Here is a 14,159-nt window from a genome sequence, read left to right on the forward strand (position 1 = left end):
CAAGGGAAAGACTATCGGCTCAGTCGGACGCGCACTACTGCCTGATGGGCGCTCGGCTAGCCCAAGCGGGTGATGTCAATCGGCACGCTCCGAAGCGACCGGATCGCTCTCCGAACTCACCCCCGCTTTCCAGTAATTGTGATGCGGCTCACCGCAGTTCTCGGCCAACGTCACAGGCCGCCACAGCGTCGATAGGGGGGTCACTCGGTTGTGGGGGAAAGGAAGCACGATGGACAAGCGCAGACGCACGGGACGTCGCTCGCTCCCGGTCGCGCTACTCGGGGCGGGCCTCGTCGCCACGCTCGCGCTCACCGGCTGCACCACCGGCGGAGCCGAAGCCGCGGGCGTTCCCGTGGCCCAGGCCGCCGCACCGGCCAAGGTCACCACGACCCCGGCGGCGGGCGCGACGGACGTCAGCCCCGGCGCCCCGGCCTCGGTCACCGTGGCCGACGGCGTCCTGCAAACCGTCACCCTGACCAACCCGGACGGCAAGAAGGTCAAGGGCGCCCTCAGCGAGGACAACCGGACATGGACCGTCGCCGAAGACCTCGGCTACGGCAAGACCTACACCTGGTCCGGCGCCGCGATCGGCGCGGACGGCGCCACCACCGCGGTCAGCGGCTCCTTCACCACGGTCAAGCCCAAGAGCCAGGTCAAGGCCAGCCTCAACACCGGCGACGGCCAGACCTACGGCATCGCGATGCCCATCGCGGTCACCTTCGACGCCCCCGTCAAGGACCGGCTCAGCGCTCAGCGGGCCCTCAAGGTCGCCACGACCCCGGCGACCGAGGGCGCGTGGGCGTGGCTGGACGACCGCCGCGTCCACTGGCGGCCGAAGGAGTACTGGAAGCCCGGCACCGCGGTGACGGTGACCGCCGACATCTACGGCATGCCGCTGGGCGGCGGCGCCTACGGCCGCGACGACGTCACCTCGACCTTCGCCATCGGCCGCCACCAGGTCGTCAAGGCCGACACCCAGACCCACCGCATGCTCGTCATCACCGACGGCGTGCAGACCCACGACTTCCCGGCCAGCTTCGGCCTGGAAACCGACCCGGGGCGGGTCACCAAGAGCGGCACGCACGTGGTCATGAGCAAACACGCGAGCTACGGCATGACCAACCCGAAGTACAACTACGAGAACGTCGTCGTCCCGTGGGCGGTGCGGATCTCGAACAACGGCGAGTTCGTGCACGGCTACGCGCCGTCGATCCCGCACCAGGGCAAGCGCAACGTCTCCCACGGCTGCGTCAACCTCTCGCCCGCGAATGCGAAGATCTACTACGACACCGTGCTGCCGGGCGACCCGGTGGAGATCACCGGAAGCACCCAGCAGCTTGGCGCGGCGGACGGCGACTACTACGACTGGGCCGTGCCGTGGGACCAGTGGCAGGCCATGTCCGCGGAGGCGAACTAGGGCACGGTCGGCTGGTCGCCCTCGGCGGCCAGCCGACCCGTTCACTCGATCACTTGTTGAACAATCAAATCATTGACGCGCGTCGCTTTATGCCAGGTTGAGCAGGGAACACAGTGGACGGAATACGCGCGGAGAATCGTCTGTAGCGGTATTGCCGGGGCGGCACTACCCTCGCCCCAATGGATGAGTCGGGGACCCAGCCAGACCAGAAAGCTGTCCGCAAAGCCGTCGCGGCGTCGGCTATGGGCAATTGCATCGAGTGGTACGACTTCGGGGTGTTCGGCTTTATGCCCGCCATCCTCGGGGCCGTATTCTTCAACGCCGCCACACCGACCGAAAATGTGCTCGGCACCTTCGCGGTGCTGGCGGTCGCGTTCGTCGCGCGGCCGTTCGGCGGGTTCGTGTTCGGGCCGCTCGGGGATCGGGTCGGCAGGCAGAAAGTGCTGGCCACCACCATTATTCTGATGTCCGGGTCGACGTTCGCGATCGGACTGTTCCCCTCCTACCAGACCGCGGGAGCCCTGGCTCCCGTCCTGGTCGTCGCCGCGCGGCTGGTGCAGGGCTTCTCCGCGGGCGGCGAGTACGGGGGCGCTGCGACGTTCATCGCGGAGTACGCCCCGGACAAACGGCGCGGCTTCCTGGGCAGCTGGCTGGAGTTCGGCACCCTCGGCGGCTTCTTCCTCGGCGCGGGCATGGTGACGGCCAGCACGATCGTCCTCGGCGACGAGGTGATGCACTCCTGGGGCTGGCGGATCCCGTTCCTGCTGGCCGGGCCGCTGGGCCTGGTCGGGCTGTACCTGCGGCTCAAACTGGAGGACACACCGCTGTTCCGCGAGGTCGCCGCCCGGCACGAGGTCAAGACCTCGCCGCTGCGGGCGGTGCTGCGCACGCAGTGGCGGGCGATCCTGCACCTGATCGGCTACATCGTGCTGCTCAACATCGCCGACTACGTGATGTTGACCTACATGGAGTCCTACCTGACCAACGCGCTGGGGCTGACCGGGCACGGGCCGCTGCTGGTCATCATGGGCGTCATCCTCGCCATGATGCTCATCATCACCCCGGTCGGCGCGCTGTCGGACCGGATCGGCCGCAAGCCGCTGCTCTACGCCTCGTGCGCGGGGTTCATCGTGCTGCCGATCCCGGCGTTCAGCCTGATGTCCAGCGGCAACCCGGTCCTGCTCACCCTGGGGCTGGCCGTGATCGGGGTGCTGCTGACATTCCTCCTCGCCACCATCCCCTCCGTGCTGCCCGCGATGTTCCCCACCGAGGTCCGCTACGGCGCGTTCGCCATCGGCTACAACCTCTCCACCGCCCTGTTCGCCGGGACCGCGCCGTTCATCGTCACCAAGCTCGTGGACTCGACCGGCGACCAACTCGTCCCGGCGTACTACCTGATGGGCGCGGCCCTCATCGCCGTCGTGCCGATCATCCTGCTGCCCGAGACCGCGGGCCGGTCGCTGCGGGACATCACGGGAAGCACCCGCGGCAGGCTGGTGACTGTCTCGTGAGGCCGTGTTCGGCCAGAGAGGACCGGCTGCCTAGGCTCAGGTAATGAGCCGTACTCAACAACCGTGGCCGCCCGTGGAGACCGAGCCGCCGCTGGCGCACCCGGACGCGCCAGCGCCCGGCACCGACCTGCCGCAGCACTACGCGCGCTGCTTCGGGTGCGGCGACCAGCAGGAAGACGGCCTGCGTCTGCGCGCCCGGGTCGGCGACGGCCACACCATCCGGTCCCGGTTCACCGTCACCGAGGCCCACCAGGGCGCCCCCGGCCTCGCCCACGGCGGCCTGCTCGCCTGCGCGTTCGACGAGGCGCTGGGCACCACGGTCGGCAACCTGCTGCGCAAGCCCGCCGTGACCGGGAAGCTGGAAACCGACTTCCTGCGCCCCGTCCCGGTCGGCACGACCCTCGTCATCGACGCCCACCTCGACGGAATCGCGGGCCGCAAGGTCTACGTCAGCGCCGAAGGCCGGATGAACACCGACGACGGCCCTGTCGCCGTCCGCGCCCGGGCCCTGTTCGTCCTGGTCGACCTGAGCCATTTCGTCAACCACGGCAGGCCGGAAGACCTCCAGGCCGTCGCCCGGGACCCGAAACTGCTGGGACGGCTGCCGGTCGAGGTGAATCCGTAGTCTGGTGGCATGTTCTTAGCGGTCGTCGGCGTTGTCGTGGCGCTCCTGCACGTGTACCTGTGGAAGCGCCTGGTGAAGGACACCACCCGCGCGCCGTGGGGCCGCCGGATCGGCGCCATCGCGCTGGCCGTGCTCGCCGCGCTGGTCGCCGCGACCCTGGTGCTACCCCGGGTGGTCGGGGTCGAGATCGCGGCGTGGTTCGCGTGGCCCGGCTACATCTGGCTGGCGCTGTTCTTCTACCTGCTGCTCACCCTGGCCGTCCTGGAACTGCCCCGCCTGGCGCTGCGCCGCTGGTCCCGCCCCCTTGAGGCCACGGCGACGACCACCGTGCGCCCACCGGAACCAGCGGTGGACGACAGCAGACGCCTGTTCCTGGCCCGCGGCGCGGCCGTCATCGCCGGGGTGGCCTCGACCAGCATCGTCGGCGCGGGCATGGTCTCCGCGCTGAGCCCACCCCTGGTCAAGCGGGTCCCCGTCCCGATCGGACGGCTGACCCCGGCGTTCGCGGGCTTCCGAATCGCGGTCGTCAGCGACATCCACCTGGGACCACTGCTGGGCCGCGCGCACACCGAACGCCTTGTCCGCATGATCAACGAAACCCAGCCGGACCTGATCGCCATGGTCGGCGACCTAGCCGACGGAACGGTCGCCGAACTAGGCCGAGCAGCGGAACCCTTGCGGGACCTGGTTTCCCCCTACGGCACCTACTTCGTCACCGGAAACCACGAGTACTACTCCGGCTACGAACAGTGGGTCCGCGAACTGGAACGCCTCGGCCTGAACTACCTCCGCAACGAACACACCCCCATCACCCGCGCAGGCGAGAGCTTCACCCTGGCAGGCGTCACCGACCTAACCGGAAAAGCCCTAGGCGACGCCCCCGACATGCCCCGCGCCCTCTCCGGCCGCGACACCACCATCCCCACCGTGATGCTGGCCCACCAACCAGTACAGGTCTCCGACTCCACCCGCCTCGGCGTCGACCTCCAACTCTCCGGCCACACCCACGGCGGCCAGATGTACCCCTTCCACCACTTGGTGTCCCTGGCCCAACCAGCCGTCTCCGGACTGTCCAAAATAGACAACACCTGGCTTTACGTCACCAACGGCGCAGGCGTCTGGGGCCCACCAGTCCGCGTAGGAGCACCCCCGGACATCACGGTCATCGAACTCACCCCACCCCGCTGAGCGACGCGGCCTGCCAGAGGCGTGCCGGGAGCAACGCAGGACAGCCTGCGTTTCTGGCACTGCCAACCGCTCGTCAATGGGCGGAGAAGCAGACCCACGCTCCTACCAGCAGGAACCCGAGGCTCGCCAGGTGCTCGATGGGGTGGAGTGGTTTCTTCGGGGGAGAAGGAAGATCGCTAAGCTGGCTCCGCACGTGTGAGGCCGAAGGCATCCCACCCGTCTTTCACACGGCGATCTTCCTTCATAGGGGCCCCGAAGAAACCACTCCACCCCATCGAGCAGACAGCAACAGCAAGCAACCAGCCCACCCGCAACATCAAGTCAACGTGCGTGGCCGAATAGCGTTGGCCTTGTCAACCAGCTCATGACGTTGCTCAGGCGTGCCCGCGAGCCGAGCCAACGCGCGGTAGCAGCGTTCCAGCCCAAAGCGCAGTTCGCGCTCGGACAGCGTGCAACCGAGAACCGCCCGATTGGCATTGGCTGGATTGGCGCCGGGCTTGCCCGCCTTCACCCAGCCGTAAGCGGATTCCAGTACCTCCGCGGAAAGCTGCGTGCGCCGCTCAGCGTCCAAAGCCAAGCGCTCCAAGCGTTTCGCGGCGTCGTGTAGCTCGTGCTCGACCAGCTTCTCGGCTTCCTGCGCCCGGGTTTTGATCTTGATGGCGGCGACCTGAGCCGCCACGTGGTGGCTGGAGGTGTCCGGAACGGACTCCAGCACCTCGATCGCCCCGGAGCGGGCGCCTTGGGCGAGGTAGACCCGGGCCAGCCCGAACGCCGCGCTCACGAACGAATGGTCCGTGCGCCACACCAGTTCGTAGTAGCGGGCGGCGGCGAAGTGGTCGCCCGCCTGCTCCGCGCTGACCGCGAGGGCCAGTTTCGGGGCGATCTCGCCGGGGACCGCGTCGTAGACCCGGTCGAAGGATTCGCGGGCGAGCTGCGGGGCGCGGTTGGCCAGGGCCAGCAGGCCGTGGAACCAGTCCGGGCGCCAGTCCGCGGGGTCCGTGACGAGCCTGCGTGCGGCCTCCAGCTCAGAACCGGCGGCGCGCAGGTCGCCCTGTTCCATGCGGGCCTTCACCAGCCGCAGACGGACCTCGATGGAATCCTGCGGCGCGTTCATCAGGGCAGCGACCAGTTCGGCGGGCTCGGTGGCGGTGATGCTCGCCAGGACAGCGGCCGCGTGGTCGTCAGTGTCCACAAGGGGCAGTGGCAGCACAGTCGCCACCTCGACCGGATCGGGCGCTGGCAGGGTTTCCCCGCGCTCAGCCACAACTAGTCCCGCACCGAACGTCCTGGTCTCCACACTGAACACAGTGGACGGTCCAGGGCGCGGGCGGCCGGTGCCCAGCGCCATGACCTCGCGCAGCACGCCGGTGAGCTGGTCGGCCATCTCCTCCGCCGAGCCGAACCGCTGCGCCGGGTCGGCGTGGGTGGCGCGCTTGAGGACGCGGTAGTAGCTGCCGAACAGCGCGAACAGAGGCTCGGCGTCCGGGCCGGGCAAGGTGTGCTTGTAGCGGGTGGTGTAGCCGGCGAACTCGATCGATAGCACGGCCAGGGTGCGGCCGACGGTGTAGATGTCGGACGCGACCGTGGCGCCCTCGGTGGCCAGCTCCGGGGCGGCGTACCCGGCGGTAAAGAACAGCGGGCTCTCGTAGTCGTCGGTCTTGCGGACCGCGCCGAGGTCGATGAGCTTGAGCTGCTCGCCGGTCTGGATCACGTTGTCCGGCTTGAGATCGCAGTAGAGCATGTCAATGCTGTGCAGGTACCCGATCGCGGGCAGGATCTCCAGCCCGTACGCGATCACCTGCCCGATCGGCAGCGGCTCGGCGCGGCCCGCCTCGCGGTGGTGCTCCAGCGCGAGCTCGCGCAGCGACTGGCCGCCGACGTACTCCATGACGATGTAGCCGACCAGCGTGCCGGTGCTCGGGTCCGGGTGCTGCACGAAGTTGTAGATCTTGACGACGTTCGGGTGCTCGACCTCGGCGAGGAACCGGCGCTCGGCCACCACCGACGCCATCGACGTCGCGTCGCCGGTGTCGATCATACCCTTGAGCACGACCCAGCGGTCGCTGACGTTGTGGTCCTTGGCCAGGTAGATCCAGCCGAGGCCGCCGTAGGCCATGCTGCCGAGCACTTCGTACTGCCCGCCGACCAAGTCGCCGCGGAACAGGCGGGGCCGGAAGTTGAACGCCTGCCCGCACGTCGGGCAGTTGCCCTCCGGGTCGCCCGGCTTCCCGTCCCGGCCGCGGCCCACCTCGGCGCCGCAGTTGTTGCAGAACCGCTTGTTCTCCGACACGACCGGGTCTTCCAGGACCGCGCTCGCCGGGTCCTTCACCGGGACGATCGGCACCTCGACCAGGCCCGCGCCCAGCCGCCCCCGCCCAGACGCCCGCGACCCCGTGCGGCGGCTCGTGCCGGGGAACGAACTGGACCCGGTGACCGGCGCGCTGTCAGACCGGGTCTTAGCCTGCTGCGGCTCGGGCTGCGGGTCCGACTGCTCCGCGGACTCCTCCGGCTTGGGCGGGACGATGCTCTGAGTGAGCGTGGTCATGCCCAACACGCTGGTGGGCTGCGGCTCGTCAGCGCCGAGAGCGGTCTCGGGCAGCACCCCCGGCTGCCGCGGCGCCACACTGGGCACGGGCACGTCCGCGGGCCACTCCGGCGGAGCGGGCGGACGGCTCGCCCCCTGCGCGGGCGGCCGCGACTGCCCCCCGGCTGCCCGAGGCGGCCAGGGCTGGTTCTGCTGCTGCGGATGCGGCTGGCCGACGGACTGGCCGGGAACGCGGTGCTGACCCGCCGGTTGCCCAGACGCCCGCTGACCGGGCGGGTACTGCCCCCCGACCTGCTGGCCCTGAGCCTGCTGACCAGGCGACTGCTGGCGGCCCGGCGGAGGCTGCTGCCCTTGCGGGTACTGCTGCCCCTGCGTCGACGAACGCCCACGCGATTCGGCCTGCCCCTGCGGGTGCGGCTGGCCCTGGGACTGCGGCTGCCCCTGGACAGGGGCATGACCCGGCGGGTGCGGCTGACCAAACTGGCCCTGGGGGTACGGCCTGCCCTGCGAAGGCGGCGCGCCATGCGCGGGCGACTGCCCCCGGTACTCGGGCTGTCCCGGGGAAGCGGCCTGGCCCTGCTGGTGCGGCTGCCCCTGCGCGGGTGACTGACCCCGTGAGTGCGGCTGGCCTTGCGTGGGCGACTGCCCCTGGGCAGGTGAGTGCCCCTGGGTGGGAGGCTGCCCCTGCGCGGGCGAGTGCCCCTGGGTGGGCGGCTGGCCCTGGGAGTGAGTGTGGCCTTGCGGTTGCCCGGGCGTGGGCGATTGGCCGCGAGAGTCGGACTGCCCCTGCGGGTAGGGCTGGCCTTGCGCCTGTTGGGCGGGCGAGTGCTGCCTGCCCGGTGATGACGAGCCGTGCGCCGGGTGCTGGCCGTGGCCCTGTGTTCCCGGCTGGTCCTGGAAAGCGGGCTGGCCCGCGAAGGGGCGACCGCCATGGGCGGGTGGACCTGCCGGAGTGCCGCCCGTGCGCGGGTCGTGGTGTCCCTGCTGGGTGCTGTAGCCCGGCTGGGGAGCGCGTTGCCCCGGGTGCTGCTGGCGGCCGGTCTGCCCCGGCGCCCACTGCTGCGGGTTCTGCTGCTGCGGGTTCTGGGGCGGCTGGGGCCAGGGCCTGCCTTGGGTGCCGGAGCGGTTGGGGTCCTGCGGTTGGCGGTCCGCGGGCGGGGTTTCCTCGGGCCCGGTGGGGCGGTTTTCGCCTGCCGGGTCGGGGCGGGGGGTGTTGTCGTCGGCTGGTGGGGTCCAGTTGGCCATGGGTGCGCCTCAGTCCCGGTAGCGAAGGGTGGGCGGGACGGCCTGTTCGCCGGAGCGGGCGAGCCACTGGTTGTAGCTGCCGAGCCAGGCGCCGTCCTTGACGGACTTTTCCAGCACGCCGTTGACGAAGCGCACCATGTCCTCGTTCTGTTTGGGGATGCCGATGCCGTAAGGCTCCTCGGTGAACCTCGGGCCGACCATCTTCACGTTGGGGTCCTGGGCCCGCATTCCAGCCAGGATCGTGTCGTCGGTGGACACCGCGACCACCTGGCCCTGTTGCAGCATCAGCAGGCAGTCCGACCAGTTGTCGACCGCGACGACCTCCGGCGGCGCCGGGGACTCACGCAAGCGGTTCAACGACGTGGAGCCCTTCGCGGCGCAGACCTGTTTGCCGCCCAACTGGTCCACGCCGGTGATCGGGGACGCGCGGTCGACCAGGAGGCGCTGGCCCGCCGTGTAGTAGGTGGCCGAGAAGTTGATGTCGACCCAGCGGGCGCAGGTGGCGGTCATGGTGCGCACGACGATGTCGACCTCGCCGTTCTTCAGCGCGTCGATGCGCTCGGCGGAGGTGATCACCTTGTACTGCACCTTGTTGGGGTCGCCGAAGATGGCCGCGGCGACCTCCCGCACCCGGTCGATGTCGAAGCCTTCGAGGGCGTTGCTGGTCGGGTTGCGGAAGCCGAACAGGAAGGTGTTCTGGTCGACGCCCGCGATGAGCCTGCCGCGCTCCTGGATGGCCCGCATCGTGGAGCCGACCGGCATCGCGCCCGGGGCGGGCAGCGGGCCGGGGCGCAGGCTGGCCCCCGGGTCGCACGGCGGGACCTGGGCCGCGGCGCCGGTGGTCGTGGGCGGGTTCGTCTCGACGCCGACCGGTTTGGGGCGCTCGACGGACTCGACGGTGGCCAGGTCGACCGGAGCCCCGGTCGCCGAGCAGGCGGTGGCCAGGCAGGCCATGGCGACGGCCAGCGCCGCGGTCAGACGCCTCATCGGTACTCCCGCAGTCGGTCCCGGATGCCCATGGTGATGCCGATGGCCGCCACGAGCGCGAGCGCGACCACGCCCGGCACCAGGCCGGTGAGCGCCTGGCCCGCGCGCGTGGTCTGGGTGAAGAACTCCTGGCGGCCCGCGTTGAGGGCCGTGATCAGGTTCTTGTCGAGCTTGCCGAAAGCCGCGGCCGCGCTGTCGGGGGCGTCGCCGATGGCGAAGCGCACGGCTTCCTCGTACTGGCCGCTGTCATCGAGTTCGCGGACCTTGCGGTGCGCGGCGAGCCAGGCGTCGGCGTTGTCCACCGCCTGCTGGACCTCGCCCGCGATGGCGTCGTCCGAGGCGAGGGCCTTGGCCTGGCGGAGCAGGTTCCCCTCGCCTTCACCGGTGATGGTGGCCGAAAGTTCCTGCCACTCCCGCTCGTAGCCGGGGCCGTCGCCGCGGGCGACCAGGGTCAGGGTCTCGTCCGCGCGGCACTTGAGGGAGTTGATCCTGGCCTGGACCAGCACGTCGACCTGCTGGGAGCCGTTGCGCTCGGCGTCAGCGACGTGCGCTGCCTCGACCAGCAGCGCCACCGTCGCCCAGAGCAGCCCGACGACCACGGCCACGGTCGCGGTGACCAGGCCGACGTTGAGGAGCCGGTTGGTCTTGCGGGTCAGGTAGCGCTGGGTCGCGACGAGAGCGGCGAGCAGGGCCAGCACGAGCACCGCTGCGGCCCACGGGAACGACCGCGCGTGTTCCTGCTCTGCGGTAAGCCGCTTGTAGTCGATCCCGTAGAGGCGCTCGGCCGCGGGCAGGATCTTTGAGCGCATCAGCCCGGACGCCTCGCGCAGGTACGCCGCGCCAGCGGGGAAGCCTTGCCGGTTGTTGGCGCGCGCGGTCTCGACCAAGCCCGTGTAGACGGGAAGCTGCTGGGACAGGATGGCGACCTGCTCGCTGGCGTCGGAGTCGCCGCCGACGTCGGAGGACGCCTTGCCCAGCGCCATGCCCGCCTGGGCGATGTCGCGCTCGTAGCGGGCGCGCAGGTCGGCTGGCTCGACGCCGCCGGAGAGGAACGCGCTGGCCGCGGTCGCGTCGGCGTCCGACAGCGACCGGAAGATCTGCTGCGCGGCGGCGGCCAGCGGCTCGCGGTGGTCGACAAGATCGTCGAGGGTCGCCTGCTTGCCCTGCAGGGTGAGCGCGCCGATGAGGCCGGTCACGACCGTGAGCAGCAACAACCCGACCGCGATCACCGAAAGGCGCCCGGGGGTGGTCGTGGCCGACCGGGTCACCTTCCGCAGCACGGACGGCCGCGCGGTCTCGGGCGGCGCCGCGGTCACCATGGATGCGTCCACAAGGACACACTCAACAACACCTGCACGCCCACGATGCCCGCTTTCCCCCGGGGGTTACCTGGCTGTGACGCCAGCTTGGCCCAGTCCCGGGTTGAACTTAGTGCAGCGATTTCGGCCGAGCCACCATCGGGACCGCCACGGGCCGTCACCGGAACCAGCCATTCGCGCCGCGCGTAATCGCCTGGTTGCACTCTGGTTACGCAAAGGTTTGTCTGTCAGTGTTGACCTATGCCAAAGATCGTCCGTGCCGACTTCGGCCAGCGTGTCCCGACGAGCCTCGGCCTGCTCGGCGAGCGGGCCACGGCCCGGTAGCCGGGACCGCCGTGTGGCCGCCCCGGAGTGGTTAGGGTGGGTGCTCACCTTGGCGTTCCTCGGGATCGCCGGGTACAGCGTCGCCCGGCTCGTCGCCGCCGGGCGGTCCCCGTCCGGCTACCACGGCTGCCACCGGGCGGTGGACGTCGCGCACGCGGCGATGGCCGCGGGCATGGCGGTGATGTGCTCCCCGGTGGGCGGGCCGCTGCCGATGGCGGGCTGGCAGGCGGTGTTCGTCCTGGTCACTGGCTGGTTCTTGGCGTCGTGGCTGCTGGCGGGCGGTGACCGGCCCGCCCCGGTCGGCTGGCACGGCTCGGACCTGCACCACGCGGTCGGGGGCCTGGCGATGCTCTACATGCTGACGGCGGTGCCGCACAGCGCGCACGCGATGTCGTCGGCGTGGACTCCCGGCCCGCACACCGGCCAGGCGGCTTTGCCGTTGCTCGGTTGGGCGTTCGTGGCTTTCTTCGCGGTGCAGGCCGTGCGGTTAGGCCCCGCCGCCCTGCGGCGGTCCGGTTCCGGTCTCCTGGCCGACTCGCGGGTGGCCGCCGGGTGCCAGCTGGTCATGGCCGTGGGCACCGGCTACCTCATAGCCGCCATGCTCTAGCCACCGCGCGAGGCCCGCCATCCCCAGGGCGAGGGCCGCGAACAGGACGAACACGACCGAGGGCACGTCGAGCAGCTGGCCGACGCCGAAGGACACCACGAGCCCACCCGCGTTGCCGCTCAGCCAGAGAACCGACGTGATCACCCCAGCCGACGGCGAGCCCCCGCGCTCGACCAACGACAAAGCCACCGGCAGCACGGCAAGCAGCAGAAATCCGACCGGGACCACAGCGGCGACCCCAACCACCGCACTCGGCGACACGGCGAGCACGACGCACGACACGCCCGTCACGACCCCGGTGAGCCCCAGCATGCGCGCCTCCATACCCGCACGCGCCGCGGCAGGCGGAACAACCACACAGCCCACGACCCCGGTGACCAGGATCGCCAACGGCAACGCGCCGCCGGTCTCCACCGGAATGCCCGCCGGGACAAGCAACGACGCCAGCCAGGTGGCGAGCGAGATGAAGACGCCCACCCCAAGGAAAACGACCGCCGCCAGCACCACCACCCCCGGCGACCGCAACGCCCCGACCAACGCGCCCGCCCCAGCGCCAGACCGCCCCGGCAACAGCCCGCCCGTCCCATCCCCGGGCACGCCCGACACCGCCCCGCCGCCCAGCCCAGCAGCGGGTACCCCCAGCACCCCTGGCACCGACGCACCCGACCCACCCGCGGACGCCCCCGACACGAGCCCGCCCAACTCGGCGGCGGGCAACCCGGGCACCGGCGCACCCGCCCCAGCGACAGGCAACCCAGACACCGGCACGCCAGATCCAACCGCGGGCAGCCCCGGCGCCGACCCGCCCAGGCTGGCGGCAGGCAACCCAGGCACCGGTCCGTCCACCCCAGCGGCAGGCACCCCAGGCAGCGGCACGCCAGGTCCAGCTGTGGGCAACCCACGCATCGGCGCGCCAGGTCCGGCGGCGGGCACCCCAGAGACCGCCACGCCAGGCCCAGCGACGGGCGACCCAGGCACCGACCCATCAGGCCCAGCAACGGGCGGCCCACCCACCGACGCGCCCGTTCCACCGACGGTCACCCCAGGAACCGACACGCCCGGCCCAGCGACAGGCGACCCAGGCACCGACACGCCAGACCCAGCCGAGGGCAACCCACCCACCGACGCGCCCGGTCCAACGGCGGGCGACCCAGGCATCGACCCGCCAGGCTCAACCGAGGGCAACCCACCCACGGACACACCAGGCCCAGCAACAGGCAACCCAGAGACCGAAGCCCCAGGCCCAGCAACAGGCAACCCAGGCACCGACGCGCCCCGCCCAGCGACCGGCACCCCAGGCACCGACGCGCCCCGCCCAGCGACCGGCACCCCAGGCACCGACGCGCCCCGCCCAGCGACCGGCACCCCAGGCACCGACGCGCCCGGCCCAGCGACGGGCGCCCCAGGCACTGACCCGCCAAGCCCACTTGTGGGCAGCCGAAGCGTCGGCGCGCCATGTCCGGCGACGGGCAGCCCAGGCGACGACTCGCCCGGTCCGGTGGCGGGCAGCGCGAGCAGCGGTGTGACCGGTTCCGGCGGTTGGCGGGACAAGGTGACCGGGCGCGCGCCGAGGTACGGGGGCGGCACCCGCAGCGCCACTCCCGCCGCGACGGTGGCGGCCACCGAGATCACCGCGCCCACGCCCACGGCGGTCGGGACGTCGTCGGGGATCGCGGCGCCGATGCCCACGGCGACGATCATCCCGGCATACGTTCCGCCCACCCCGACCGCGATTCCCAGCGGGCGGTCCTTTGGCCGCAGGTAGACCCCTGCCACCCGGGTGATCGCGTTGGCGAGCACCGGCTGCGCCACGGCGACGAGCACCTGCCCCGCCAACGCGGCCACGTAACCGTCGACGGCGACCCGGGTGAGCGCGCCGAGCGCGACCAGTCCCGCGCCCACGGCCAGGGTCGGCCGCGGCCAGCGGTCGAGGACCGCGCCCGCCGGGAGGGCGAGCACGACGAACAGCACCGGGAAAATGTTCGCCAACCACCCCACGGCCTGCTCCGACACCCCGAAATGAGCCGCGGCCACTGCCGTCATAGGCGCGTAGGCGAGCCAGCAGACCTGCGTCGCGACGCCGAGAGCGGCGAAGGCGACCACGACCGGCCAACGACTCTCGGGGAGGGGCATGGCTCAGTATCGAAGCGCCTCTCTTTCCGCGTCAATGGCGTCCCTGGTCACCGCCGTGACGGCGTTTCAGGCTGCCGCGTGACGGCCTTTTACCCGAAGGCCAACCAAGTCCACTGTGGACGGCTTCGGGGGGGGGGGGGAGCCAAGGCGTGCAGGAAGGCTCGCCCGCTGGGTCCATCCAGCGGTGGTGGCTGGAGTGGGGGGTAGGCGTGGCCCAGGGTCGTTGCCCCCACAGAAAACACCCTATCTGTGCTTCCC

10 protein-coding genes are annotated in these 14,159 nt (G+C 71.1%); 6 read left to right on the top strand and 4 right to left on the bottom strand.

From position 1 onward, the window contains the following. Window positions 1-229: 229 nt before the first annotated feature. From ACZ6SD_RS11805 to ACZ6SD_RS11820, 4 genes are all read left to right on the top strand, one after another. Complete coding sequence (locus tag ACZ6SD_RS11805) at window positions 230-1,417, top strand: L,D-transpeptidase (RefSeq protein ID WP_465316891.1); 1,188 nt, start codon at window positions 230-232, stop codon at window positions 1,415-1,417. 179 nt (window positions 1,418-1,596) lie between these two features. Next, a complete protein-coding gene (locus ACZ6SD_RS11810) occupies window positions 1,597-2,928 on the top strand; it encodes an MFS transporter (protein ID WP_465316892.1) in 1,332 nt (443 codons plus the stop codon). 43 nt (window positions 2,929-2,971) lie between these two features. Then, window positions 2,972-3,553 carry a PaaI family thioesterase gene (locus ACZ6SD_RS11815; RefSeq protein ID WP_465316893.1) on the top strand — a complete coding sequence of 194 codons (582 nt, stop codon included), beginning with the start codon at window positions 2,972-2,974 and terminating at the stop codon, window positions 3,551-3,553. 9 nt (window positions 3,554-3,562) lie between these two features. Next, the gene (locus ACZ6SD_RS11820) at window positions 3,563-4,741 is read left to right on the top strand and encodes a metallophosphoesterase (RefSeq protein ID WP_465316894.1); all 1,179 of its coding nucleotides are present in this window, start codon (window positions 3,563-3,565) and stop codon (window positions 4,739-4,741) included. Window positions 4,742-5,057: 316 nt separating this feature from the next. On the opposite strand, the gene ACZ6SD_RS11825 is transcribed toward ACZ6SD_RS11820, so the two are convergent. Next, entirely contained in the window at window positions 5,058-7,373 is a 2,316-nt protein-coding gene (locus ACZ6SD_RS11825) for a serine/threonine-protein kinase (protein WP_465316895.1), read from the bottom strand. A gap of 114 nt (window positions 7,374-7,487) precedes the next feature. Here ACZ6SD_RS11825 and ACZ6SD_RS11830 point away from each other — a divergent pair, with 114 nt between their 5' ends. After that, window positions 7,488-7,892, top strand: coding sequence for a hypothetical protein (locus tag ACZ6SD_RS11830; RefSeq protein WP_465316896.1), 405 nt, complete (start codon window positions 7,488-7,490; stop codon window positions 7,890-7,892). A 648-nt stretch (window positions 7,893-8,540) separates the two neighbouring features. On the opposite strand, the gene ACZ6SD_RS11835 is transcribed toward ACZ6SD_RS11830, so the two are convergent. After that, window positions 8,541-9,518, bottom strand: a complete 978-nt coding sequence (locus ACZ6SD_RS11835; RefSeq protein WP_465316897.1) for a glutamate ABC transporter substrate-binding protein — start codon at window positions 9,516-9,518, stop codon at window positions 8,541-8,543. Then, window positions 9,515-10,837 (bottom strand): hypothetical protein, encoded by a 1,323-nt coding sequence (locus ACZ6SD_RS11840; protein WP_465316909.1) that lies wholly within the window; start codon window positions 10,835-10,837, stop codon window positions 9,515-9,517. Before ACZ6SD_RS11840 ends, ACZ6SD_RS11835 begins: the two co-directional genes overlap by 4 nt. A gap of 337 nt (window positions 10,838-11,174) precedes the next feature. Between ACZ6SD_RS11840 and ACZ6SD_RS11845 the strand changes: the two genes are divergently transcribed. Further along, window positions 11,175-11,768, top strand: a complete 594-nt coding sequence (locus ACZ6SD_RS11845; RefSeq protein WP_465316898.1) for a DUF5134 domain-containing protein — start codon at window positions 11,175-11,177, stop codon at window positions 11,766-11,768. Here the strand turns inward: ACZ6SD_RS11845 and ACZ6SD_RS11850 are convergent. Beyond that, window positions 11,649-13,901, bottom strand: coding sequence for an MFS transporter (locus tag ACZ6SD_RS11850; RefSeq protein WP_465316899.1), 2,253 nt, complete (start codon window positions 13,899-13,901; stop codon window positions 11,649-11,651). The genes ACZ6SD_RS11845 and ACZ6SD_RS11850 overlap by 120 nt on opposite strands. Window positions 13,902-14,159 lie beyond the last annotated feature (258 nt).

This window comes from Actinokineospora sp. NPDC051303 (genome assembly GCF_055586285.1).

Coding starts and splice junctions, on each gene's coding strand:
- ACZ6SD_RS11805 (WP_465316891.1), top strand. CDS start 230: ATGGACAAGCGCAGACGCACGGGACGTCGCTCGCTCCCGGTCGCGCTA.
- ACZ6SD_RS11810 (WP_465316892.1), top strand. CDS start 1,597: ATGGATGAGTCGGGGACCCAGCCAGACCAGAAAGCTGTCCGCAAAGCC.
- ACZ6SD_RS11815 (WP_465316893.1), top strand. CDS start 2,972: ATGAGCCGTACTCAACAACCGTGGCCGCCCGTGGAGACCGAGCCGCCG.
- ACZ6SD_RS11820 (WP_465316894.1), top strand. CDS start 3,563: ATGTTCTTAGCGGTCGTCGGCGTTGTCGTGGCGCTCCTGCACGTGTAC.
- ACZ6SD_RS11830 (WP_465316896.1), top strand. CDS start 7,488: ATGCGGCTGGCCGACGGACTGGCCGGGAACGCGGTGCTGACCCGCCGG.
- ACZ6SD_RS11835 (WP_465316897.1), bottom strand. CDS start 9,518: ATGAGGCGTCTGACCGCGGCGCTGGCCGTCGCCATGGCCTGCCTGGCC.
- ACZ6SD_RS11840 (WP_465316909.1), bottom strand. CDS start 10,837: ATGGTGACCGCGGCGCCGCCCGAGACCGCGCGGCCGTCCGTGCTGCGG.
- ACZ6SD_RS11850 (WP_465316899.1), bottom strand. CDS start 13,901: ATGCCCCTCCCCGAGAGTCGTTGGCCGGTCGTGGTCGCCTTCGCCGCT.